Genomic DNA, 25,431 nt, shown 5'->3' with positions numbered 1-25,431 from the left:
GACATCGTTGAATCGTTAAGGAATAGAATTGGCGCAGGTTTCGAGTGTACAATTTTACCCTTATGTGGCAGCATATTCAAGGAAATACAGGGATTTATTTACGCAATCGTTATCGGGAATTGTTGCGTAAAAATGATTCAAAATCAACCAGATAAAATTACAGGTTTAATAACCTGCGAAGGAGTACGTTTGTCTGTTTTATGGGGTAATTCTGACTGCCTGACGGGCCAATAATTTCCACTCTTTTCCTTGTTTTTGCCAAATGAGCAGGATCTTGAGGTGTACTTCGCCGGGTTTGTTGTTATCGTTGGTAACAGCATGCAGTTCGTGACGCACAATTGCTGTGTTTTTGCTGATGCTGATGGTTTGATTCTTAAACTCAATTGAAACAAAATCGGATTGACCACTGGCGATCTTCTCTACAAACTGCGCTTTTGTTTCGATCAAACCACTTGAATGGCCATAACTGAGCTGCTCAGCAGCTATTGCATCAAGTGTTGCACGTTCGCCACTAACCATTGCAGTGCGTAGCTTTTCAACAGCATTACTAACGGCTGTTTCCTGTTTGCTTTGTGCTGATATAGTTGTGCTGATCAATAATACAAGAACAGCCATCAAGAATCGTTGCTTTATCATACTTCAATTTTTAGAATCTGTTTGCCATTGGTACAAGATCTGTAAGCTCACTGATCTTCACCGGGCGTTTGAGTTGAATACTTTTCCGTGCTGCAATACCAATGAGGATGCTCATGGCACCTTCTCTCGTTCCTGCCATTACATGGTGTGGATTATCGTTGGTATTGGTAAACATTCTGCGCTGCATACGAATATCACCACCACCATGCCCGCCACGAATTTTTGGCGTAGTATACACTTCATGTTCTTTTCCAAAATTATCCCAGGCCATGATCTCCCGTACTTCGCCGGGTACAGCATCATCAGCATTACTCATTTCAATTGCATGACGTTTGCCTTGATCTTCCTGCGTTTTTTGCAGGTAAGGAATATCTTCCCATGTTTCAATTCTTCCTTTCATTCCGTTGAATGCAATTTGCCATCCTTCGTAGGGCGAATATGTGGTAAGTGAATAGTTAACAGTTACACCATTTGCATAAATGATCTGCGCACTCATCTTGTCGTAAATATCGATGTCGTTGCTCCACACACAACCATCACGGATATAACCATCGTGGTGCTCGTTGTTAACGTACAGGTTGACATTGTGTTTGTTGGCAGTAATGTCCCAATAGAATTTACAATTGGGTTTGTGTTCGCAACCACGGCATTTGGTTCCCCGGAAGGCATTGTTTTTTCCGTAATGCTCCAACGAACCATAGGCACTTACTTCAACCGGTTCACTATTGAGCCACCAGTTGAGCAAATCAAAATGGTGTGTTGCTTTGTGCACCCATAATGAACCACCTTTTGCCATGCGGCCATGCCAACGACGGAAATAATCGGAGCCATGATTCACATTCAAATACCAATTAAAATCAACAGAGGTTATTTTTCCAACACGGTTAGCTGCCAGCAATTCTTTCAACTGCATGGCATGTACACTGTGGCGATAGTTAAACGCCACCGTTACTTTTTTGCCTGATTTTTTCTCTGCTTCTAAAATTCGCCGACACTTGTCTTCGTCAGTCGTCATTGGTTTTTCAGTAATTACATTGAAGCCTGCGTTCAAGGCCTTCACAATTATTTCGTCGTGTGTAGAGTCAACAGTTGTGACAATTACATAATCGGCTTTGATCTGTTTCAGCATTTCATCTACGTTGATAAACGTAGGACAGCTTACACCCATGTACTCTTTGCCGTAAGCAAGCCGGCCGGGATTGATATCACACAAACCCACAAATTCGCAGGCATCTTTAAATTCAGTGACAATTTGTTTGCCCCACAAGCTTGTACCACGTACACCTGTACCAACAAGTGCGAGTTTTAATTTAGTGGCTGAACCGGCAGCAATTGAAGAGAAAGGATGCAGCATTAAGGATGCACCTGCTGCTGCCGTGTATTTTACGAATGATCTTCTTTCCATATGGCAATTTTAGTAGTTGTAGTATGTATACAATCGTTGAAAACTTATTGTGTAATTCGAAACCAATCAACATCCGTTACACCCGCATCGTTTGTTTTATTCGTCCGTGTAAAAAACATACCCACTTTGGCGCCCACCCATCTGCCGGGTTTTGCTTTCAACTGGTCGCCAATCTTTTTGAAACTGATTCCATCTTCACTGTAACTGAATTCGCACACTGCTCCCTGTGTTACTTTTACACGTAAATAAATATCCTTACTGTTGAGTTTTTCACCGTCCTGTACTGTTTCCTTTTTCCCTCTGTCTGCTTCTTTGCACATCGCAAAAGAAATGTAGTTCCCATCTTTCCGTTTGATCACAGAAACAGTCGCATAATCGGCGCCGTGTATGGTCAACCCAAACCGTTCGCCTTCCCATTTTGGCTGGAACAAAATTTTCGTTGTAGCAGTAAATTCATCGGCCGGAAATTTTTGGCCTAGGATGTTTGGATAATCCCAGGCAGATGTAATAGAGTCGGGCTTCAGCACCGAAAACATCCGTAAAGAACCGGCTGGCGTTGCCATCGCCCAATATTGTTGCGGATTGGCTTCCCACTGCCATTGCAAACCCAATGAAGGAGAATTGAATTCATCCGATTCAGGCGGAGTAGCAAGCGGAAATGTTTTTCCTACGTTTGGCTTTTTGTAAGTGAGAACAGGTTCACCTTTACCGTCACCATCTTTATCTGCACCGATCACCGGCCAGTTATTCACCCATTTCATTGGTTGCAGGTGCACTACTCGTCCGTACGCATCTTTATCCTGAAAATGCAAAAACCAATCTTCACCTGTTTGTGTAGATACCCACGCACCTTGGTGCGGCCCATTGACAGTAGTAGTTCCCTGATCCATCACCACTTTGCGTTCATACGGCCCATAAATATTTTTTGAACGAAGTACTAATTGCCAACCTGTACTTACACCACCTGCCGGTGCAAAAATGTAATAGAAGCCATTGCGTTTGTAAAACTTTGGTCCTTCCAGTGTTGGGTCGCTTTCTCTTCCATCGAATACCAATACCGGATCGCTGATCGTTTTTGTTCCTGCTTTGTTCATCTCTTTTACAACAAGGATCGACTTAATACCTGCACGACTACCTGCATATGCATGTGTGAGATATACTTTACCGTTATCATCCCACAACGGACATGGATCGATCAAGCCTTTTCCGCCTTCAACCAACACAGGTTCGCTCCACGGACCGTTGATATTTTTTGCTTTGGTGAGATAAATACCAAAATCAGGATCGGGGTAGTAGATATAAAATTCATTATTGTAATAACGGATCGATGGTGCCCATACACCACCACCATGTTGTACAGTTGAGAAATGGTCGAATGGTGGTTGACGTTTTAATGCATGACCGATCAGTTTCCAGTTCACCAGATCTTTTGAATGAAGAATAGGTAAGCCGGGAATATGATTAAATGAAGATGAGACCATATAATAATCATCACCAACACGAATGGCGTCGGGATCGCTGTAATCTGCATTCACTACCGGATTCTTGTAAGTGCCATTACCATTATCAGCCACCCACACTTTCGAAACACTCTGTGCCGAAACAGCGAGGCTTACCAAAACAAAGCCTATCGTTAAAACACGTTTCATAATTCAATCACACTTTTTTCTTCACTACTTTTAAATGCAGCTTCAATAATTTTTATCACCTGCATCCCTTCTATTGCCGTTACAGGCAATGGCGCATTGTTACGAATGGCTTGATAAATGCCTTCGTAGTAATCTGTATAGTTTCCTTTGTATGAAGGAATATATTCTTTGATGATGTTGCCATCCACTTCTGTATGCAACAATCCTTTTTCAGATTCGGGTTCAATGCCATAAGCGGCATCAGTCGGCAACATATGTGTTTGCAGTTGTGCTTCCTGCATATCCGTTTTTGGTTTGATGAATGAACCTTTACTTCCATGCAATACATAACCGGGCAATGCTTCACGCACCTGGTAACTTCCTTTGATGCGTACTCTTGATGAAGGATAATACAGCAACACTTCAAAATAATCATCCACTTGTGAAACAGGACGCATCGCTGTAATATCAGCAAACACCGCTTGCGGCATGCCAAACAATTGCAATGCCTGATCAATAAGATGCGAACCAAGATCGTACAACGCACCTGTTCCCTTCATCGGCACTTCTTTGTGTGCTTTCGGACTGATCTCTTCTTTAAACCGATCGAAATGAAATTCTGCTTCAACAATATTGCCTAACAGTTTTTGATCAAGTACCGATTTGATGGTTTTATAATCACTGTCATATCTTCTGTTTTGAAATACAGACAGTTTTAATTTTTTTTCATCGGCCAGTGCAATGAGTTCTTCTGCTTCAACAACTGTTACGGTAAATGGTTTTTCGCTTACAACATGCTTACCTGCAAGCAATGCCCTTTTTACATAATCGTAATGTGTAATGTTGGGTGTGTTCACTACAACCAGTTCAACATTTTCATCTCCCAGCATCTCTTCTAAAGTTCGGTATGTTATTACAGCAGGATATTTTTCCTGTGCCAGATTCTTGCTTCGTTCCCATACAGCGTAAAAGTTAAAGCCGGGATGCGTACTGATGAATGGTGCATGAAATACCCAGCCACTCATACCAAAGGAACAGATTGCTGTATTGATCGGTTTCATAAAATTACTTTAGTGTGTTAAGCCAGTTTTGCAAACGCTCCATCCAGTTATCCGTTGTTGTTTTATTATACATTCCAAAACCATGACCACCTTTTGGATAGAGATGCATTTCTGCAGGCACTTTGTATTGAATACAAGCCTGATAATAACGAATACTGTTTTCAACCGGCACTGTAGCATCATCGCCTGCATGTACCAAAAACGAAGGAGGCGTTTTTGCATTTACCTGCAATTCGTTGGAATATAATTTTATCTTCTCTGCTGATGCAGTTGCACCAACTAAATTATTTCTTGATCCTTTGTGTGTGATGGTACTGTCGAAACTGATGACCGGATAAATAAGAATGGTAAAATCGGGACGAACAGAAGTTGTATCGTTGTTTGTTGCATCTGCTTTTCTGGAAAAATGTGTTGCTGCAGTTGATGCTAAATGTCCTCCGGCAGAAAAACCCATGATGCCGATCTTATCTTTCTTCAATCCCCATTCTGTTGCTCTGCTTCGCACTAAACGAACGGCCTGTTGTGCATCCTGTAACGGAGCAAGACTTCTGTCGATATTGGTAGTATCATCGGGCAAGCGGTATTTCAACACAAAAGCAGTGATGCCCCATTTGTTCATTTCTTCCGCTACACGTGTACCTTCTTTATCAAAAGCTAAAATGCCATAACCACCACCGGGGCAAATGATCACCGACATACCATTAGGTGTTACAGGTTTGTAAACCGTAAGCGTTGGCACACTCACTTTTGAAATGCGTGTAACATTATCTCTGGTCAACGAACTTTCTTTATTCGGCGCAGGTTTTGAATTAGGAACGGAACCACTGTATAACGGTATTTCTGTTTGTGCCAGCAACACAATTGAACTAAACATTGCTGCAATTATAAGACCTGTCTTTTTCATGTTGCTGTATAATTAAATCTATTTGAAAAACAATCGATCTGCTTTGACAGACGGAAATAATGAAATAACCGTTGCTGCCATTTAAACTTCTTTATGCATTTGCCAACGCTCTGTCGAGATGCACATAACCACCATCTACATACACCAACTGACCGGTTGTATGACTGGACCTTTCTGATAACAGGAACACAACTGCATTTGCAATTTCTTCTGCTGTGGTCATTCTGTTGCCCAATGGAATTTTGGATTCGATCTCTTTTAATTTTTCCTGCGGGTTGGGTAATGTTTCGATCCAGCGTGCATACAGCGGTGTAAAACATTCTGCCACCACAACTGCATTTACACGAATGCCATATTTCAACAATTCAACAGCCCATTCTCTTGTTAATGCATTTCGTCCTCCATTACTGGCAGCATAAGCCGATGTGCCACCTTGTCCTGTATCCGCAGTTTTTGAAGTAATGTTTACGATCGCACCTTTTGTTTTCTTTAATTCCGGCAATGCATGATGTGCCAATAAATAGTAATGAATTAAATTCTTATGCAGAGAGGCCATGAATTTTTCATAGTCTCCGTTTTCTAATCCCACGCCATCATTTGCACCGGCATTGTTCACCAGCCCATCAATTCGGTTGAATTGTTTAATGACTGCTTCTACTGCATGTTTGCATTCATCCGGGTTAGAAAGTTCGGCCTTTACCTGAAAACATTTGCCACCGGTTGCTTCAATTGCTTTTACGGTTATTAAATTATCTTCTTCACTTCTTCCAATGATCACCGGTATGGCTCCTTCGGCCGCCAATACTTTTACAATGCCCTCACCAATACCTTTGGCACCACCGGAAACAATGATCACTTTCTCTTTCAATTGCAGATCCATACGATTGTATTTTCAAAGTTCTATAAATGATAAAAGTGCATGGCATTTTTACCGAACACTTTTACTTTGTCTGTTTCACTGAAGTTCCGCATATAACTATCGAGCACTTTCACCCAACTGCTATAACCACCCGACACTAATACTACCGGCCAATCACTACCAAACATTAAACGATCGATACCAAATGCATCAAACACCACATCGAGATAAGCATGCAAGTCGGCCTCTGTCCAATCGTTCCACTTTGCTTCTGTTACTAAACCCGATAGTTTGCAATACACGTTGGGCGCCTTTGCTATTTCCTGCATCAAATTTTTCCAATCATGGATTTGTTGATTGGCAATATCCGGTTTTGCACAATGATCGATCACCAGTTGCTGCTCCGGAAACTGCGATACAAATTCAATGGCCGGTTGCAGTTGATGATGATAGATGAGAATATCGTACGTGTAGCCAAAAGGTTGTAATGCTTTTACTCCACGTTGAAATTTGGGTCGTGATAAAAAATCGTTTGGTTCCCCTTGCACCACATGCCGCCATCCTTTAATGATCGGGTATTGTGAAAAATGCTGCAACCGCTCTTCAATATTTTCATTTTGCAGATCGATCCAGCCAACAACTCCTTTAATGAATTGATGTTTGTTTGCCAGATCAACCATGAACATTGTTTCCTCTTCCGATTGACTGGCCTGCACCGCTACACAACCGTCGATCTTATTTTCTTCCAATGTCAAAACCAGACTACCTGGTAAATAATTCTGTTGCAATACAGGCATACTGTCCATCCAATCATCACGCTGTTGATCGTACTCCCAAAAATGTACATGTGTATCAACCCGCATACGCCACGCATGTTTGTTTTGATTCACCTAAACCGTCAATACCCAGTTCCATTACATCGCCGGGTTGTAAATACACAGGCGGATTAAATCCTAATCCAACTCCTGCGGGTGTGCCGGTTGAAATAATATCACCGGGCAGCAAGGTCATAAACTGACTGACATACGCTACAACAAAAGGAACATTGAAGATGAGATTGGCTGTTGTACCATTCTGCATTTGCTTGCCGTTTACTTTCAACCAAAGTTTAAGATCATCTACATCGGTTATTTCATCTTTTGTAACAAACCAGGGACCCAATGGTGCAAACGTATCGCAACCTTTTCCTTTATCCCAGGTACCGCCTCTTTCCAATTGAAATGCACGTTCGCTGATATCGTTATGCAAACAATATCCTGCTACATAATTCATGGCATCAGCTTCAGAAACATAACTTGCTTTTTTTCCGATGATGACGGCTAATTCTACTTCCCAATCGGTCTTCTCCGAATTTTTTGGAATCACTACATCATCAAACGGACCACAGATCGCCGATGTTGCTTTCATAAAGATCACCGGCTCGGTTGGTGGGGTTGCATTGGTTTCTTTTGCATGATCGGCATAGTTTAATCCAATACAAATAATTTTTGATGGACGTGCAACAGGAGCACCCAATCTTGTATCGCTTGCAATTTTCGGCAACGCAATTTTATTTTGTTCGATGATAGTTGCAAGGTTTGCAACACCATCGGTTGCAAAAAAAGTTTCATCATAATCTTTTACAAAACCAGATACATCAAAGTATTCCTGGTTGATACAAACGCCGGGCTTTTCGTTGCCGGCTTCACCAAAGCGAATCAGTTTCATAACCCCCTCCCGACCTCCCCCTTTCGGGGAGGCCATCCTGGCACAGCCCCATCAGCGGTAAGATCATTTTATTTTTATAGTTAATAATACATTATACAAGTAAGAATCAAATCAATTACTCAGTTTAATAAATCCACCATCGATCGGATAATCACATCCGGTAATAAAAGATGCTTCATCGCTGCAGAGATACAAAACCAAATGAGCAATTTCATCGGGTTTGCCCATACGACCGATGGGTTGACTCTTTGACAACTTTTCAAACATCTCTTTCTCTTTTCCCGGATAATTTTTATTGATAAATCCATCTACAAAAGGAGTATGTACTCTAGCAGGTGAAATACAATTACAACGAATTCCTGTATTGAGATAATCTTTTGCAGTAGATAAAGTCATTGCTGCAACGGCTCCTTTTGTCATCGAGTAAGCAAACCGATCAGGAATACCAACCGAAGAAGCAACAGATGCCATATTCAAAATACTACCGCCATTCGCTTTCATGTGCGGAATGGCAGCCTGCATACAATTATATACACCTTTTACATTTACATTGAACAGGCGTGTAAAATCCTGCTCGGAAGTAGATTCCACAGTACCAACATGGGCAACACCGGCATTGTTGAACAAAATATCAATGCGACCGGATGCAGAAGCAATGTTATCGATGATTGCTTTTACTTCCTGCTGATTGCTCACATCAACTTTTACAGAAGAACAGTTGCCGCCTTCTTCTGTAATTTCTTTGACTGCTTCTAATGCAGACGTTTCATCAAAATCAAGAATATGAACTTGTGCTCCCTGTTTTGCAAACAGTTTGGCTGTTGCTTTTCCAATACCACTTCCGGCACCGGTAATAATTGCGATCTTATTATTTAAACTGAACATTGTTATATTGAAAATATATTTTCCATTAGTTTCCATTTCTCACCGGGCTTGCTGCCGGGCAGTGCCTGTTGGTACTTCCACATCAGCGTTTCCCATTCCTGTACTTTTTCATTGGCAGCATCTGCGGCTGCTTTGCTTTCAAAATTGAACGCATCATTTACTTCCATGATCATGAACAAACGATTTCCCGTTCGGTAAATATCCATGTGTTCAATTCCGGATTCTTTGATGCTTTGCAAAATTTCCGGCCATACATTTTGGTGATAGGCTTCGTATTCAGCAATCAATGCTTCATCATCTTTTAAATCCAAAGCCAGGCAATATCTTTTCATGGTTAATGTGCGGTTGACGTGTTATCGGTAAACAGATTCCTGAAACGGTACGCAAACAAACCAATTACAGCAAAACACACAATGGGTACGATATATGCCAGTTGAATATTACCACCGCTTGCATCCGATATCTGTCCCATGAACAATGGAAATATTGCGCCACCTACGATCGACATCACAATAAAAGACGAAGCTATTTTTGTTTCTTCACCCAAATTCGAAATGCCCATTGCGAAAATGGTGGGGAACATGATCGACATAAAGAACGGTACCGCCATCAATGCATACACAGCTGCATCTCCTTTTGCAAATACAGCCACACTGAGTAATAACATATTGATCACTGCGTAAATGCCCAATAGTTTTGCGGGTTTGATGTAACGCATTAAAAACGTTCCTGAAAAACGACCGATCATAAAACCCACCATGGCAACCGAACCCCACAGAAAAGCAGCTCTTTTTTCAGGCATGTCTTCTGCAAACCGGGCGAAGCGTATAAAAAAACTACCAACACAAGTTTGTGCACCTACATAAAATAATTGTGCAACAACAGCCCATTTCAAATGCGCATGTCTAAAAACACGAAACGAAAATTTTGAACTTTTTGCATCGTCACCATTCTCTTCTTTTATTTCCGGAAGCTTTGTTACAAAGAATAAAGCAAGTAAGATCATAACGATTGCACCAATCACGAGATAAGGAATTTTTACTGTTGCCGCTTCTCCATCCAGATAACTGGCGAGTGTTGCTGCATCCATTTGTTGCAATTCTTCTTTCGAATGCTCAATACCGGATAAAATGATCTGCCCGCCGATAATGGGAGCAATAAATGCACCCACGCCATTAAACGACTGTGCAAAGTTCAAGCGTTGTGCAGCAGTTTTTGCATCGCCCAGTTTGGCGATATATGGATTGGCAACTGTTTCTAAAAAAGTAGCGCCCGCTGCACTGATAAATAAAGCAACGAGAAAAAAGGAATATTCTCTGGCATTTGCTGCCGGAATAAATAATAACGCTCCTACTCCATACAAAAGCAAACCAAACATGATCCCTTTTTTATAGCCGTATTTGTGCATGAACCAACCTGCCGGTAGTGCAATTGAGAAATAACCCAAATAAACTGCCGTATCGACAAATGCAGATTGCGTATCAGTTAACTGGCAGGCTTTCTTTAAATGTGGAATTAAAATGGGATTGATATTATGCAGAAAAGCCCAGAGAAAAAATAAACTGGTCACTAGAATAAATGGGAAGAGATACTGATTGCGTTGGCTCATATGGAAAGTTGATCGTTCGAAAGGTCAAGATATTAATTGTTGACTAAAGTACAGATCATTTTTCATGCAATCGTTGCCAGCTATTCCAATTATTAAGCATTTATAGCAAGATAAAATACATGGATCATTTCGCTGCAGGCCATTCAAACGCTTTTGTACGGATCTGCTGAAACCACTGCGAATCCTGCTGAACAGTAGAGTTACAATTTGAAAAAATGTTTTCGAGTGTATATTCTTTCGCTTCTTTGTCAGTTAACTGTTTGCTCCATGCTACCCGCTTTGCTGCAGAAGCACCTACTCCGGTAGATTTATATTCAACATAACGAACGGTTGTTTCGTTTGCAGGATTGCTCCAGTTATTCCAACCTTCGTCTGCAATTTGTTTGGGTAGTTCACAACGGATGAAAGCGGTTTTAGCATGTGCACGCCACGGTCTTCCTAAAAATAATTTTGTAACAGTTGAATCGGCCATGATCTTACAATCAAGAAATACATAACCGAAGTTTTTCCCTTCAGTTGTGCTGGCGGCTGTAATGTAGGAGTTTGATTTTGCCCGGATCGTACAGTTTTGAAATACCGCCGTTGATGGACCAAAAATAAAATCGGTTGTACCTTCTATATAACAATCAACAAATAACTGTCGTGCATTTTCGCCAGCTGCAAAAATGGTATCCTGGTTGCCGAGGAAACGACAATTCCGAAAGACTGCTTTATCAGCATCAACATACAAAGCCAATGCTTGTCCAACAGCACCGGCACTATTGGCAAACGTAATATTCTCTGCAATAAAACGATTGCCCGAAATTTTTGCCGTGTACGAAGTGAAGGTTGTATGCTTTCCTCTTCCCGAATAATCATTGAAGCTGATGATCGTTTTTTCTACACTCTCCCCAATAAATGTTACGTCGGTATTATTAGCCGGCAGTTCGATCTTTTCGTTGTACACTCCGTTTTTAATATACAGTGTAATACGTGCCAATGGATATACACGCATGGCATCGATCGCATCCTGGATATATTTATAATCACCAGTGCCATCCTTTGCAACAGTAAATATATATTTATACTGTTGGGGGTTGGAGGTTTGTGCTGTTACGTCATATATACTAATCAATATCAACAGTATCAGGAGTTGTATCTTTTTCATCTTGATCTCTACTTTTTAGGAAATACGTTTTGCAGGAATGTGTCAATAGCTTCAACCGTAGGTGTGAACCACGGTTCAAATAAACAAAAGGAATGTGGTGAGTTTTCAAATTCTTTTACTTCTGTGTAAATATTATTGTTGCGAAGCAGTTGCATAAAATCATTACGGCCTGCGTGCATTCTTGCAACAGAGCTGTTGATGAATAAGGTGGGTGGAGTAAAAGCACCGGCATGTGTTAAAGGCGATGCCTGCTTCCATAGTTCAGGATTTTCTGTTTTGGAATAACCAAACCAATACGTAGCGGCTGAGGTACGTTTACTGTCGTCGCCTTCTCCCGATTCAGGATGTACAAATGATAGCGTACCATCAATATCAACGATTGCGTGAACGTTACTTGTTGCCTTTGCTCTAAATGCAGGTTCTAGTTTTTGATAACCGTTTGTAGTTCCAACCAATGCTGCTAACTGTCCGCCTGCTGAAAATCCAAGCACAACGATCCTGTTTGTATCCACATGAAATTTATCTGCGTTTGATTTCACCCATTTCACTACAGCTTTTATATCCTGTACTGCCGCAGGATATAATGCTTCCGTTGATAATCGGTATTCAGGTGTAAAACATGCATAGCCTTTCGCTGCCAGATTGAACGCTAATGCATGGTGTTGACTTTTGTTGCCTGAACGCCAGCCGCCACCATGAATAATAATAATTGCAGGAGTTTTTTTACTGTACCCCTTGTTTTGCTTTGGAAAAAATGCATCCAGTTCCAGGTTTCTGTTGGCAGGTTTGTAATAACGAATATTTCGTTGTTCGGCAATAAATGCACTGCGTTGGTCAACAGGAATTGAAATAGCGGGGTATTGTTTTTTTACTTTTTCAAATTCGTTTCTCAGATTGAAAGTGGTATCGGTTACGTTGGTAATACCATTGTAAGATTGTGCAAATACCTGAAAACGGCAGCTGCAAACCAACAATATAATGAGCAACCTATTCATTCTATTTATTGACACGTGTTATAATTCGCTCAGATAATTCAGGGTTCAATGTTTTGATTTCCTGCAATACAATTTGTGCAATCATTCTCGCCCCTAATTCATTAAAATGTGTATTGTCTTCTTTCCCTTCGGGATAGTTCGGATGTTCTCCCGGTTTTAATTGCAGGAATAAAAGTCTCGAATACTCTACGCCAAATTGCTGATATAACACCTGGCTCTTTTTATCGAGATCAATCAACAAAACTTTCTCTGTTTCGGCAACAGTTCTTACAATTTGCGCATACACATCATGCGTTCCTTCTATTTTTCCATCCGCACTGAATTTCCTTCTGGCAACCGGCGTTAGTAACACAGGCGTTGCTTTCTTTTCTCTGGTTTCTTTTACGAATTTTTTCAGATTATCTCTAAACTGTGTTTCAGTTGTAAACGTTTTCTTCGTTGGCACTTCATCGTTATGCCCAAACTGAATGAACACATAATCACCTTCGCCTGCTTCATCCATGATCGACTTCCATAAGCCTTCTGTTTGAAAAGAAGAAGTGCTTCTTCCGTTCTTTGCTTTATTCACTACTGTAACAGTTGAATCCCAGAAATAAACAAAGGGCATTCCCCAACCTGTTTCAGGATACGCTTTTACATCTTTAATGCTGGCAGTAGAATCGCCGGCAATAAAGATTTTGATCTTTTTTTTCTGTGGCATAAGAAAAGCAAACATCGGTAATGCGAATAATAAAACAACTTTCTTCATCTTACTTAATTAAACTGTTGATGTAAACTTCAATATTGGTATAATGCTGATGCAGTTTGATTGTACTTGCATCAGCTGCATCATTTGCATTCAAACCATTTTTCTTTTCCCATTCATCTGGCATGCCATCTTTATCGGTATCGGTCAGCGCAGGTACGGATTTTAAAACGGGCCATGCGTTCGTTGTTAGTTCAAAGGCTGAATGATGCGGAAATCCGCCTTGTACATCAATGATGGCTCCTGTTCTGTTGATCACATCGTTGATGATGCGTGCATCCATTGTATCTCTTTGGAATGATGCACCAACTTTTAATAAGATTTCTTTATAAGCATCTTCTGCTGTTTGAACAGCAATCGCATCTGTTGGAAAAGCAACCGTCTTTACAACTGTTTTCTTTTCTTCTTCTGTTCCTTTCGGATCTATGTGCACACCGGCAAGATTGTCTTTTGTTACTTCAGGCGCATCATCAACAAAATTGCCTGCCACATAAAACTGTCCGTACGGCTGGTTCTCTATTTTCGAAGGATTCACAATCCGGCTTCGCACATTTTTATTTGTAACCGGACCATACTTGAAATAATTGTTGACCATATTATACAGTCCACCTTCGCCGCCATAAATATTGTTGTGTTGCCAGTTATAGATCAAATTATTTCTGAAATCAACAAACTCTGCGTCAGCACCAAGCCTTGCACCATTAAAACGTGGGGTGCGGCTTACACAATGTGCAATTAAATTATGATGAGCCGACAAATGACTTCCACCCCAGATACCGCCGTAGCCATGATGCTCCCAATCTTTATCGCCTGTTTCAAAATGATAGGAATAGTTGAGTGGTTCAGTTATGATGTTCCATTGCAGTGTGGTACTGTCACCTTTGTAAACAGAAAACACTTCATCGGTACTCCAGCTGAATGAGCAATGATCGATGATGATGTGTTTGCGGCCAGATGCACTAAACGCATCATCTCCACCACTGCCATTTACCTGTCCGGCTTGACGTTGGTATTTATCCCCCATGCGCACACGGATATAACGAACAATAATATTATCACCACTTAAACTCACCGGTTGGTCTGCGAAACAGATACCATCACCCGGAGCGGTTTGTCCGGCAATGGTTACATCTCCTTTAATTGAAAGTTTTGTTTGGAGGTGAATAGTGCCCGACACTGCAAATACAATGATGCGTTTGCCTTTTGCTTCTGCTGCATCACGAAAACTACCGGCACCATCGTCGTTGAGGTTTGTAACGATCAGGACTTTGCCGCCACGTCCACCCGTTGTATATTTTCCAAATCCTTCCGCACCAGGAAAAGCAATGGTAGTAGTTGTTGAAACAGTGGTGGCTGACTGTTGTTGCGACATACAGCCGCTGCCGGCTAAGAGGAGTAAAAGAAAAACGGAAGTTGATTTTAGTTGATTCATGTTTCAAGTTAAAAAAGGCTGCCCGCACGGTACAGCCTTTTAAGAGCTATTTTAAAATATCAAATAGTGAGCGGATTAATAATTTGGATTCTGTTTTAATATTCCCTGATATGCAGCTAACGTGGCCTGATCGTAAGGGAATAGTTCGCTTTTACCGGGCGTAAAGAATCTTGCCAGACCTTGATACAATGGCAACCCGTCAATTGCATTGTTAGTAGTTAAATGCTGTGCCCAATCTGCACGTGTCCATCCGGTTGTAGGAGATGGAACTTGGGTGGGTCTCCAGAATGGTTGCGCATTAGCCGGTGCACCAACACCTGCATAGTATTGAATTTCTTCACCATTATTACGCCAGTAAATATATTGCGGCACGTTGTTGTAGGGAGCAGTACGTGTTCGCATTAGTAGTATTTTATCTCTCGCTTCCTGAATTTTTGCAGCAAGTAGGTTCCAACGAAGCAAATCATACTTTCGGATGCCCTCATGACCAAATTCAAGAAATCGTTCGTTAACAATTGCATTAAAGAAACCTGCTTTATCGGTTGCTGTAGTTCCAATCATTGATTCGTTAGCTCCATATCCACGCTTTCTTACTTCTTCAAAAGCTGCAATTGCCTCGGGAGTCGGGCCGTTATTAATTTCGTTTACTGCTTCAGCATACATCAGTAAAACATCAGCGAAACGAATTACCGCCCAATTATAACCAACATTCAATACGGTACCTGGCAATAACGGTACCCGCCAATCACGACGATACTTACCGGTATTCAACTCACCCAAACGACGTTGTGATTTTATATTCGTTGCAGACGTTACCTGGTAATGTGTAATGGTAATATCTCTTCTGGTATCAACCGAGTCAAACGCATAAAAAAAGTTGGGTAACATTACAATACCACCACCACCGGTTCCATAGCGTGATGCTGCATTAAGGTTCGGCCCGTCATAATTTCCCATCCTGCTATCGCTGTTGCTGTTACCCCCACCTGCTCCAACTTCAAATAAAATTTCGCCATAGGGGTCGTAAGTAAAAGCTGTTACTTTTCGCCAAACGTCACTGTAGCTTGGATTGATTGTGTGCTGATTTCTGTTGGCCATTAACTCTTCACATTCCTTCTTTGCAATTTGGTAGTATGTGAGATAGTCGTTCCGGCGTTCCATTTGTCCATTGCTGCGCAAAGAATAACCACCACGGAAAAGTGCAAGCCTGGCACGCAATGCTTTTGCTGCTCCTTTGGTGATGCGTTCGTTACGTGGCACTTCTAAACGCCATGGCAAGAGGTCAATTGCCGTTGCAAGATCTGCGATCAGTTTATCATACGTTGAATCACGGTTTGTTTGCGGTATAAATAAATTCGTTTGCTTGTAGGCAGGAATCATTGGCGCAGGCACATCTCCCCAGTTGCGGATAAGTTCAAATAAAAACTGTGCCCGGAGAGTTAATGCTTCGCCATATAAACGTCTGAGTTCTTTTTTCTCTGCCTCTGTACCGTTGTTGTATTGTTCCATTAAAGGGATCTGTTCAATGCACAGATTGGCTTTTTCCAAACCACGATACAACTGGCGGAAAGGATTTGCTATTTCTGAATTGGTAAGTAACAATTGATAACGGCCAACACCACGACGACCATTATCAATATTACCACTTACAATACCTTCATCAGTATCGTATGGATAATACATGCTGATGCGAATGCCATAACCATTATCGCCCTGCAGTTCGTCATATACACCTACTACTGCTGAATAGGCGTTGGCAGGATCAGAAAATGCCTGCGCAACACTGTATTGCGACACTGACTCAACTTCAGTATATTTTTTACAGCCTGTCATCGAGAATGATAACAGCGCAGTAAAAGCAACAATAACTATTTGAAAAATTCTTTTATTCATAGCAATCATTTTTTATTTGATTAAAATGCAACGTTTACACCAAATACCCATGTTCTTGCTCTTGGATACGCAGCAAAGTCAACGCCTGGCGTAAGCGGATCGTTTCTTCTTGCTGTTACATCAGGGTCATAGCCTGTATAACCGGTAATCGTAGCCAAATTGTTTACTGTGCCAAATACACGTAATGATGAAATTTTCACACGACCTGTAATTTTCTTTGGCAATGTATAACCAAGCGTAAGGTTATTGATGCGGAGGTATGATCCGTCTTCAATGGCCCATGAATGTAACCACCAACGTTGAACACGAACGGGGCTCCAGATTTTTGCATTGGCATTGAGTTTTGCAAGAGCATCCGGATCTGTTACTGTGGTTCCATTAGCATCAATATTGGTCCATCTGTCTTTCATAATATTGAGCATATTCAGGTTGGCAAAAGCGCCATCAGTCCACTCGAGTTTATTTGCATTGTAAAGATCATTTCCAACCACAAAGTTGAAGAAGATACTGAGGTCGAAATTTTTATAAGAAAACTGATTGTTCCATCCTCCAATGAATTTTGGGTTGGCATTGCCAATAACTGTTCGGTCACTGTCTGAAGTAATAATACCATCGCCATTAAGATCTTTCCACTTCAGCATACCTGGCTGCGGAGTTCCGTACACACTGTTTACTGCAATACCAGGCTTAATGGTATAGGTTGCGGTTGTGCTGTTGTAATTAAAATCGCTGATCTGGTAAAAGCCATCAGTAACAAAGCCATACATTAAACCTGTTGGTTGTCCCACACGCACCAGAAAATCAGGAACACCGTCACTTCCCTGCCAACCGGAGTTACGCACCAGTTCAGTTACACCACCGAGACTTTCTACTTTGTTTTCATTGAACGAAATATTAAAGTTTGATGTCCACGTGAAATCACGTTTACTTACAGGCGTTGCATTAATCTGAAACTCCAGACCTCTGTTGGATGTTGAACCAATGTTCTGTATCTGCGAAGTGTAACCGGTTGTTGGTGGTATTGCCACATCGAGCAACAAATCGTTTGCCGAGTTTTTATATGCATCAAATGTGAATTGCAGCTTTCCATTAAAGAACGAAAGATCGAGGCCAAGATTACGTGTAATATTTTTTTCCCAGCGCAACCCCGGATTTGCCAACGATATTGGTGCGAAGCCCGGAACAATCGAATGATTAAATGCATACTGGCCGGTTACACCATACAATTGCTGATAAAGCAAATTACCAATGCGGTTATTACCTACAGCACCATAACCAAAGCGAATTTTTCCATCGTTAAGCCAGGTTATTTTTTCAAAGAATTTTTCTCTGGAGAAACGCCATGCAATGGAGCCCGATGGGAAAATGAGTGTGCCATTCTCTGATGCAAACTTCGATGAGCGATCGGCCCGCAGATTAAACGTTGCAAGATACTTATCATCATATGCATAGCTTGCACGGCCAAAGAAAGAAAGTATTCTGTCGGCCGGTTGTACAAATGACGTTGGCAACGGCTGTTGTGCAGTTGAACCGGAAGGTACTGAACCAAGGCCCATATTTGCCAATGCCTTTTGTGCACTTATTTCGCTTGGGAAATATCGTGTTTCAATTGAGTTTTGGCTGGAACGACGATCAACTGTTTCCTCACCAACAAGCAAAGAAATATCGTGGTGCTTTTTATAATTCTTTACTGCATATTGCAACGTATTGGAATTACTTATCTGCCAGTTATCCTGCGTACCAATAGAGGCAACAGGTAAAGAAGCAAAGTTTCTTGCAGTTGGAGTTATTTTGCTGTAAAACAAATCTGTGCCCACACCTGCATTATCGTAACCAACGGTTGAACGAAACACTAAATTCTTTGTGATATTGAAATTAAGATAACCCGTCAGGTACAATGCATTTGTTGTTTGCTTACGGTATTCTGCGTCTGTAAGAATAACAGGGTTAATGGCTCCTGCTGAAGCAATATAATATGCTTCATCAAAATCATCAGCACCGCCACCATTGAACGGAATCTCAAACGGCCGATAATTTATCGTGTGGCGTAAACGGTTGGTTGTTCGTGTACCACTGTTGGTTGTGCCTGCACCACGTATTACCTGATTAAGGTAACGGGTTGTGAATCCTACTTTTACTTTTTCAGAGATCTTATGATCTAATTTGAAATTAACGAGGTTACGGTCAAAACCCGATTGCAGCTGAATACCTTCTTCACGGTTAGCTGTAATACTTAAATTGAAACTGGTATTTTGATTGCCTCCGTTTACTGCTACATTGTGATTCTGAAACTTTGCCTGGCGACCAAACACACGATCTTGCCAATTTATAGCGTCGATGTTTTTATACACGTTCAATGTATCCCAGTTTGTGCCATAGGTTTGCGCAAAGCTGCTGCTGTCGGTGGTATTACCTCGGCTGCGCTCATACTGCCATCTCACAAATTCATAAGGACTTAGTACATCAACCGTTTTAGGTATTTGTCTGAAACCAACTGTTCCATTATAAGTTACTGTTGTTTTACCCGGACGCCCAGCCTTTGTAGTAATAATCACCACCCCATTGGCACCCCTTGCACCATAGATTGCAGTGGTAGAAGCATCTTTCAATACATCGATCGATGCTATATCCTGTGGCGAAAGAACAGTTAATGCATTTTCTACTTGTACACCATCCACAATATATAATGGTCCATTATCTTGTGTAATGGAACTGCCCCCACGCACCCGAATAATTATATCTGCACCCGGAGCACCTTCTGATGCAATAGCTTGAACACCAGCCAAGCGCCCTTGAATTGCTTCGGCTGCTGAAGAAATGGGAATGTCTTTTAATTGTTTTGAATTTACGGATGATACTGAGCCGGTAAGATCTTTACGGGCAATTGTTGAGTAGCCAACCACCACTACATCTTCCAAGGTACTCACATCTTTTTCTAAACTGATCGATACTGCTGATTTGCCATCAACTCTCAGCGTTTGTGTTTTAAAGCCGCTATAACTGATTACCAGTGTTACCGTACCTGTTCCCGGTGCATCAAGAGCAAAACTTCCGGTTGCATCTGTTTGCACTCCTTTTTGTGTTCCGCTTAGTAATACGTTTACGCCTTGTAAAGGTGCGCCCGCATCGTCCATTACTTTTCCTTTGATCTGGCGGCTTTGGGCAAACAATAATGTACCGCACATCATCAGCAAAAGCAGGAAGAAAGATTGTTTCATACTGTGCTTTGTTTTTAAGAATTGATCATTCATTCCGTGTAGTAAGCAGGTAAAGCAGGAAGGAATGTTTAAATAAAATAGTTACTCAGAAATTTGAATCGTTAACAAATGGCTTGTGAATTGAAACCGTTCGATGGCAAAGAATGGAACAAGCAGTTTCGTCATTTTCTCAGAACAAGTCTATGCAGTTTTTGAGGATTCCCGAAGCGTTTAAAACCTTTTATTTACGCAATCGTTCCCGAGAACGATGCCATTTTTATTTAACTGTCCTGCGCTGTCTGTTTTTTAAAAAAATTTGATTCACAATTGGTTACGCTGTTTTGCCTCAACGCCCTGCCCTTTTTACGTTCTGAATAAACTATCTTTACTTCAACTCTGCCAATATGAAATTTGAAGCTGTTACCATCAAGGATATTGCGAAGGCATTGGGGCTTTCCACCTCTACCGTTTCAAGAGCGTTACGTGATAGCCACGAGATCAGTTCCGAAACCAAACAGCTGGTGCTGGACTGTGCAGAAAAGCTGAATTACAAGCCCAATCCCATTGCACTCAGCTTAAAAGAAAAACGCAGCCGCTCCATAGGCGTGGTGGTTTGCGAAATTGCCAACACCTTCTTCTCACAGATCATCAACGGTATTGAATCGATCGCCTACGATCGTGGTTATAATGTAATTGTATCGCAAAGCCGTGAGTCGTACGATCGTGAAGTGATCGATCTGCAGTTCCTTGCGTCCCGCTCAGTGGATGGTGTGCTAATTTCTCTTTCAACCGAAACAACAGATCTTACGCATATCAAAGCATTGCACGACCGAGGTATGCCCATTGTATTGTTCGACCGTGTGCACGATGAAATTGATACGCACAAAGTGATCGTTGATAATTACAGAGGCGCTTACGATGCTACCGAACATCTTATCAAAAACGGTTTCAAACGTATTGCAGCCATAGCAGGTTCTGAATTTTTATCCATTACATCCGAACGGTTGGCCGGTTATCATGATGCGTTGAAAGCACATAACCTTTCGTACAGTAAAGAATATGTACAGCATTGTTTTTATGGCGGTATGGTTTTTTCAGAAGTGGAAGAAGCCGTGAACAAATTGCTGACGCTGAAACAAAAGCCCGACGCACTCATTACCACCAGCGATAAATTAACCACCGGCTGCTTAAAAACATTAAAACGCCGTGGCATTGTAATTCCAAGCGATATAGCCTTGATCGGATTCAGTAATTCTGATATTGCTGAATTGGTTGATCCGCCGTTGACCGTGATCCGTCAACCGGCTGAAGAAATGGGCAGAGCTGCCACCGAATTGTTATTGCAGTTGGTAGAAAGTAAACGACCGGTAAAAGATTTTGAAAAACGTGTACTTACACCTGAGTTGCAAATCCGTGGGTCGGCCATTAAATTATAGTTGACTTATTCTTCTTTCTTTTTCACAATTAGAAACCAATCATTCTCTAAAGGCAGGTAGCCATAATCGTAACAATAAAAATAGGTTTTGCCTGTTTTGGTTGTGTAGAGATGTGTGATGTATTTGAAATGAAAGCCGAGCCGTTGCAGTTTATCTTTATTGGCTTTGGCTGTTTCTTCTGCTTCGGGTAAAAGACTTTCCAGGATCTTTCGGTTCTTTAATAATGTATTGTTGATGTTGCGTACAAAACTGCTGTGGCTCCCTTTTGCTTTTTGTTGATTGTTGTAATTATTGCGGCAGTAATCATCACAGAATTTCTTATCCACTCTTCCTTTTAATGCTTTGCCACAGGCAAGGCAGACTTTGTTGTCAGATGCAGTCATAGTCGATGTTTGAGCCAATAAGATACAACTTATTTATCCGTGTGCAAACGTTTCTACACGTTTAGCTTCGGGAAGAAACGGGTAACAACCGACTCTCGTTTTTGCAGCTGGGCATCTTTGTGTTGTCAACGGGAAAGCAAGTACTGTTCGACTGAGATAACAAATTTTAAACCTCGCCTGTACAATAACTGCAGGCGGCAAATTTCAAAGTTATGTACGCATTAAAAAACAAAGTGCAGCTGATTGGTAACCTGGGCAACGCTCCGGAAGTAAGAACATTAGATGGTGGTAAAAAGATGGCCCGCTTTAGTGTAGCCACCAATGAAAGTTATCGTAACGCCAAAGGCGAAAAGATAACAGAAACGCAGTGGCACAGTTTGGTGGCTTGGGGCAAAGTAGCCGAGATTGTTGAAAAATACCTGGTGAAAGGAAAAGAGGTGATGATTGAAGGAAAACTCATCAACCGCAGTTATAACGATAAAGAGGGCAACAAAAAGTATATCACCGAAGTGCAGGTGAATGAAATACTGATGTTGGGTGAAAAAGCGACAGCGTGATTATTTAAGCCACGAATTATACGAATGCACACGACTTGAATTCGTGAAGATTTGTGCAATTCGTGGCTTTTTAAAATAATTTCCATGACAAATATTTTATTTCGAGCAGAAGTATACAAGATTGTTGGTGTATGTCTTGAAGTTTATAATACACTTGGTTTGGGATTTCAAGAAGTGGTTTATAAAGATGCAATGGAGATTGAGTTCCAGGAAAGGAATATTACTTATGTGCGTGAGAATAAGATTTATGTTGACTATAAGGGAATAACCCTGAAACATTCTTTTAGTGCAGACTTTACACTACGGGAGCAAATCATTGTGGAGGTAAAAGTAAATAAGGATGGCATTGCTGACTTTGCAATTGCACAAACACTTAATTATTTAAAAGCCTCCGGAATGAAGTTGGGTTTGATCATTAACTTTGGCGGAACTTCACTCGACTATAAACGTCTTATCTATTAATTTCATCATCTATGCAATCTGTGGAACGCAATGAACGGTTTGAATTAGCGTATCGGTTTGTTACCGAAACGCAGGAAAGCGTGTTCCTTACCGGTAAAGCAGGAACAGGTAAAACAACTTTTCTAAAATACCTCAAGGAACATAGCGCCAAAAATACCATCGTAGCTGCACCAACAGGCGTGGCCGCCATCAATGCAGGTGGAGTTACGCTGCATAGCTTGTTTCAACTGCCGTTGCATCCGTTGTTACCAACCAATACAGGTAAGCAAGAATTATTAGCAAAGATCCGCTATAACAAACAACGCTTGCAATTGCTCCGTAAAATGGAAGTACTCATTATTGATGAAGTGAGTATGGTGCGTTGCGATGTGATGGATGCCATCGATACCATTCTGCGAAGCGTACGCTACAAACACGATGAACCGTTTGGTGGTGTGCAACTGTTGTTCATCGGCGATCTGTTTCAATTACCACCCGTTGCACAAAATCATGAATGGGCCGTACTGCAGGAATATTATACCACTACTTTCTTTTTCGACAGCAAAGCCATACAGGAACAAATGCCGTTGTTGATTGAATTAACAACCATCTACCGGCAGAAAGAAGAATTGTTTGTGCGACTGCTCAACAAAGTGCGGAACAATCAAATGGACGCAGAGGATTTAGAAATACTAAACGAACGCTATCAACCCGGCTTTCGTCCTGATAGCGATGAAACATTTATTACGCTTACATCACACAACAACCAGGCAGAGTTAATCAACCGGCAACAGTTGCAACGCCTAAGTACTCCTCCTTACACTTACACCGCAAACATCGAAGGCGAGTTTCCCGAGAATAGTTACCCCGCAGATGCAGAGTTGGTATTAAGAGAAGGCGCACAGGTGATGTTTTTAAAAAATGATGTGCTGGGGAAACGATTTTTCAATGGAAAGATCGGTGTGGTTCATTCATTAACTGATGAAGAAGTGATTGTGCGTTGCGGCAATGAAAACATCCGTGTGCAAAAAGAAACCTGGGATCACTCACGTTACTCTTTGAATCGGACCGATGGCAAATTAGAACAGGATGTGCTTGGAACATTTGAACAATACCCATTGCGGCTGGCATGGGCCATCACCATTCATAAAAGCCAGGGCTTAACTTTTGAAAAAGTAATGATCGATGCAGGGCTGTCGTTCACAAGTGGACAGGTGTATGTAGCATTGAGTCGCTGTACCAGTTTAAATGGCATTGTGTTGCTGTCAAAAATCCAACCCAATGTTATTTTCAGTAATCAACAGGTGGTGAATGGACAAGCTGCACTTACACCAAAAGGATCATTACCCGAACGTTTTGAACAGGCAAGGAAATTATTTTCACAGCAACTGCTGGAAGAAATGTTTTCGTTCGCTCAAACAGCATTGTCGTTGAAACAATTGCAACAATCCATCAGCAAACACAAACACGATCTGAATGAACATGCGGAAGACTGGATCGCAGAACTGCTGCTGCAGTATCAACAGGAACAAAGCGTCGCACTCAAATTTATTCAACGCATCAATGAGTTGTTAAAAGAAGAACCTATTGTTGAAAAAAATACTGCACTTCAAAAACGTGTACAGGATGCGGCTGCATATTTTCTTCCACGATTAGAAAATCTGCAACAGCAGGTGAAGCAACATCCTTTGGTAACTGAACTGAAATCAGCTGCGGATGAAGTGGATGAACATTTACAGGCATTATACCTTGCGTTTCATACAGCCATTTATCAATTGCATTTTGGAGAACAACAATTTGCAGTAACCGATTATTTAAAACATAAGTTGAATCTCGCTGTACCGAGGGTAAAGGTTAGCTGCTATGCTGCCAATCAAAAACAAGCGACGGTGACAGGTATCAGTCATGCCGCTTTGTACTTCAAATTAAAAGAGTGGCGGGATGCTGTTTGCAACGACAATAATATGCCGATCTATATGCTGGCCAACAGTAACAGTCTGCAGGAGATCTGCACTTATCTGCCACTGACAAAAGAACATTTGCTGCAACTCAGCGGCTTTGGAAAAGCCAAAGTTGAAAAGTATGGAGAGGAAATTCTGGAAATGGTGAAAGACTATTGCGACGAGCATCATATTGCGACAAATATCGATGCAAAAAAAGAGCATCCTAAACGGGAACGAAAAGAAAGATCAACCGAAGTAAAAGAAGATACACGCACTACATCGTTCAACTATTTCAAAGAAGGAAAAACGATCGCCGAAATAGCTGCTCTGCGGAAGCTTACACCTAGTACAATCGAAGGGCACCTTGTTGAGCTAATAAAAACGGGAGCTGTAAAAGCAGAACAACTCATGAGCCCTGCCAAACTGCAAACCATATTAAACCGGCTTGAGTTATTCAGTGACCAATCAACAACTGAACACAAAATTGCTTTGGGAGATGACTATAGCTTTGCTGACGTGCGTGCCGCACAAAATCATTTACAGTTTCTGCAATTGAACGTTGAGTAAG

The 25,431-nt window shown here is 41.4% G+C and carries 22 protein-coding genes; 4 read left to right on the top strand and 18 right to left on the bottom strand.

Translation table 11 applies throughout. From position 1 onward, the window contains the following. Window positions 1-198: 198 nt before the first annotated feature. From WG989_RS06830 to WG989_RS06750, 17 genes are all read right to left on the bottom strand, one after another. Entirely contained in the window at window positions 199-636 is a 438-nt protein-coding gene (locus WG989_RS06830; protein WP_340428242.1) for a nuclear transport factor 2 family protein, read from the bottom strand. A 10-nt stretch (window positions 637-646) separates the two neighbouring features. Beyond that, entirely contained in the window at window positions 647-2,041 is a 1,395-nt protein-coding gene (locus WG989_RS06825) for a Gfo/Idh/MocA family oxidoreductase (protein WP_340428241.1), read from the bottom strand. A 44-nt stretch (window positions 2,042-2,085) separates the two neighbouring features. Further along, complete coding sequence (locus tag WG989_RS06820) at window positions 2,086-3,690, bottom strand: glycoside hydrolase family 43 protein (protein ID WP_340428240.1); 1,605 nt, start codon at window positions 3,688-3,690, stop codon at window positions 2,086-2,088. Then, entirely contained in the window at window positions 3,687-4,730 is a 1,044-nt protein-coding gene (locus WG989_RS06815; protein WP_340428238.1) for a Gfo/Idh/MocA family oxidoreductase, read from the bottom strand. The genes WG989_RS06820 and WG989_RS06815 overlap by 4 nt, the downstream gene beginning before the upstream one ends. A gap of 4 nt (window positions 4,731-4,734) precedes the next feature. After that, window positions 4,735-5,634 (bottom strand): alpha/beta hydrolase, encoded by a 900-nt coding sequence (locus tag WG989_RS06810; RefSeq protein WP_340428237.1) that lies wholly within the window; start codon window positions 5,632-5,634, stop codon window positions 4,735-4,737. Between the two features lie 91 nt (window positions 5,635-5,725). Beyond that, complete coding sequence (locus WG989_RS06805) at window positions 5,726-6,514, bottom strand: L-fucose dehydrogenase (RefSeq protein ID WP_340428236.1); 789 nt, start codon at window positions 6,512-6,514, stop codon at window positions 5,726-5,728. Between the two features lie 20 nt (window positions 6,515-6,534). Beyond that, window positions 6,535-7,356, bottom strand: coding sequence for an amidohydrolase family protein (locus WG989_RS06800; RefSeq protein WP_340428235.1), 822 nt, complete (start codon window positions 7,354-7,356; stop codon window positions 6,535-6,537). Next, on the bottom strand, window positions 7,346-8,200 hold the full coding sequence (locus tag WG989_RS06795; protein WP_340428234.1) for a fumarylacetoacetate hydrolase family protein: 855 nt from the start codon (window positions 8,198-8,200) through the stop codon (window positions 7,346-7,348). Before WG989_RS06795 ends, WG989_RS06800 begins: the two co-directional genes overlap by 11 nt. Before the next feature lie 111 nt (window positions 8,201-8,311). Then, window positions 8,312-9,085, bottom strand: a complete 774-nt coding sequence (locus WG989_RS06790) for an SDR family NAD(P)-dependent oxidoreductase (protein ID WP_340428232.1) — start codon at window positions 9,083-9,085, stop codon at window positions 8,312-8,314. A 2-nt stretch (window positions 9,086-9,087) separates the two neighbouring features. Further along, window positions 9,088-9,417 (bottom strand): L-rhamnose mutarotase, encoded by a 330-nt coding sequence (locus WG989_RS06785; RefSeq protein ID WP_340428230.1) that lies wholly within the window; start codon window positions 9,415-9,417, stop codon window positions 9,088-9,090. A gap of 2 nt (window positions 9,418-9,419) precedes the next feature. Further along, window positions 9,420-10,694, bottom strand: coding sequence for an L-fucose:H+ symporter permease (gene fucP / locus WG989_RS06780; RefSeq protein ID WP_340428229.1), 1,275 nt, complete (start codon window positions 10,692-10,694; stop codon window positions 9,420-9,422). A gap of 124 nt (window positions 10,695-10,818) precedes the next feature. Beyond that, the gene (locus WG989_RS06775; RefSeq protein WP_340428228.1) at window positions 10,819-11,841 is read right to left on the bottom strand and encodes a pectinesterase family protein; all 1,023 of its coding nucleotides are present in this window, start codon (window positions 11,839-11,841) and stop codon (window positions 10,819-10,821) included. An 8-nt stretch (window positions 11,842-11,849) separates the two neighbouring features. Continuing rightward, window positions 11,850-12,836 (bottom strand): alpha/beta fold hydrolase, encoded by a 987-nt coding sequence (locus WG989_RS06770; RefSeq protein WP_340428227.1) that lies wholly within the window; start codon window positions 12,834-12,836, stop codon window positions 11,850-11,852. A gap of 1 nt (window position 12,837) precedes the next feature. Then, window positions 12,838-13,584 carry a rhamnogalacturonan acetylesterase gene (locus WG989_RS06765; RefSeq protein WP_340428226.1) on the bottom strand — a complete coding sequence of 249 codons (747 nt, stop codon included), beginning with the start codon at window positions 13,582-13,584 and terminating at the stop codon, window positions 12,838-12,840. Between the two features lies 1 nt (window position 13,585). Beyond that, window positions 13,586-15,013 (bottom strand): pectate lyase family protein, encoded by a 1,428-nt coding sequence (locus WG989_RS06760; protein WP_340428225.1) that lies wholly within the window; start codon window positions 15,011-15,013, stop codon window positions 13,586-13,588. A gap of 75 nt (window positions 15,014-15,088) precedes the next feature. Next, window positions 15,089-16,906, bottom strand: a complete 1,818-nt coding sequence (locus WG989_RS06755; protein ID WP_340428223.1) for a RagB/SusD family nutrient uptake outer membrane protein — start codon at window positions 16,904-16,906, stop codon at window positions 15,089-15,091. Between the two features lie 20 nt (window positions 16,907-16,926). Further along, entirely contained in the window at window positions 16,927-20,124 is a 3,198-nt protein-coding gene (locus WG989_RS06750) for a SusC/RagA family TonB-linked outer membrane protein (protein WP_340428222.1), read from the bottom strand. Window positions 20,125-20,507: 383 nt separating this feature from the next. On the opposite strand from WG989_RS06750, the gene WG989_RS06745 reads away from it, so the two are divergent. Further along, window positions 20,508-21,539, top strand: a complete 1,032-nt coding sequence (locus WG989_RS06745) for a LacI family DNA-binding transcriptional regulator (protein ID WP_340428221.1) — start codon at window positions 20,508-20,510, stop codon at window positions 21,537-21,539. A 5-nt stretch (window positions 21,540-21,544) separates the two neighbouring features. Here the strand turns inward: WG989_RS06745 and WG989_RS06740 are convergent, their stop codons facing one another. After that, complete coding sequence (locus WG989_RS06740; protein ID WP_340428220.1) at window positions 21,545-21,922, bottom strand: DUF2116 family Zn-ribbon domain-containing protein; 378 nt, start codon at window positions 21,920-21,922, stop codon at window positions 21,545-21,547. Between the two features lie 212 nt (window positions 21,923-22,134). Here WG989_RS06740 and WG989_RS06735 point away from each other — a divergent pair, with 212 nt between their 5' ends. The 3 genes from WG989_RS06735 (at window position 22,135) to WG989_RS06725 (ending at window position 25,430) form a co-directional block, all read left to right on the top strand. Further along, entirely contained in the window at window positions 22,135-22,479 is a 345-nt protein-coding gene (locus tag WG989_RS06735; protein WP_340428218.1) for a single-stranded DNA-binding protein, read from the top strand. Window positions 22,480-22,563: 84 nt separating this feature from the next. Further along, on the top strand, window positions 22,564-22,941 hold the full coding sequence (locus WG989_RS06730) for a GxxExxY protein (protein WP_340428216.1): 378 nt from the start codon (window positions 22,564-22,566) through the stop codon (window positions 22,939-22,941). Between the two features lie 11 nt (window positions 22,942-22,952). Next, the gene (locus WG989_RS06725; protein ID WP_340428215.1) at window positions 22,953-25,430 is read left to right on the top strand and encodes a helix-turn-helix domain-containing protein; all 2,478 of its coding nucleotides are present in this window, start codon (window positions 22,953-22,955) and stop codon (window positions 25,428-25,430) included. Window position 25,431 lies beyond the last annotated feature (1 nt).

Source organism: Lacibacter sp. H407 (genome assembly GCF_037892605.1).
Lineage (GTDB): Bacteria > Bacteroidota > Bacteroidia > Chitinophagales > Chitinophagaceae > Lacibacter.
The sequence above is the reverse complement of the archived record's forward strand: the minus strand, read 5'-3'. Positions and strand labels throughout refer to the sequence as shown.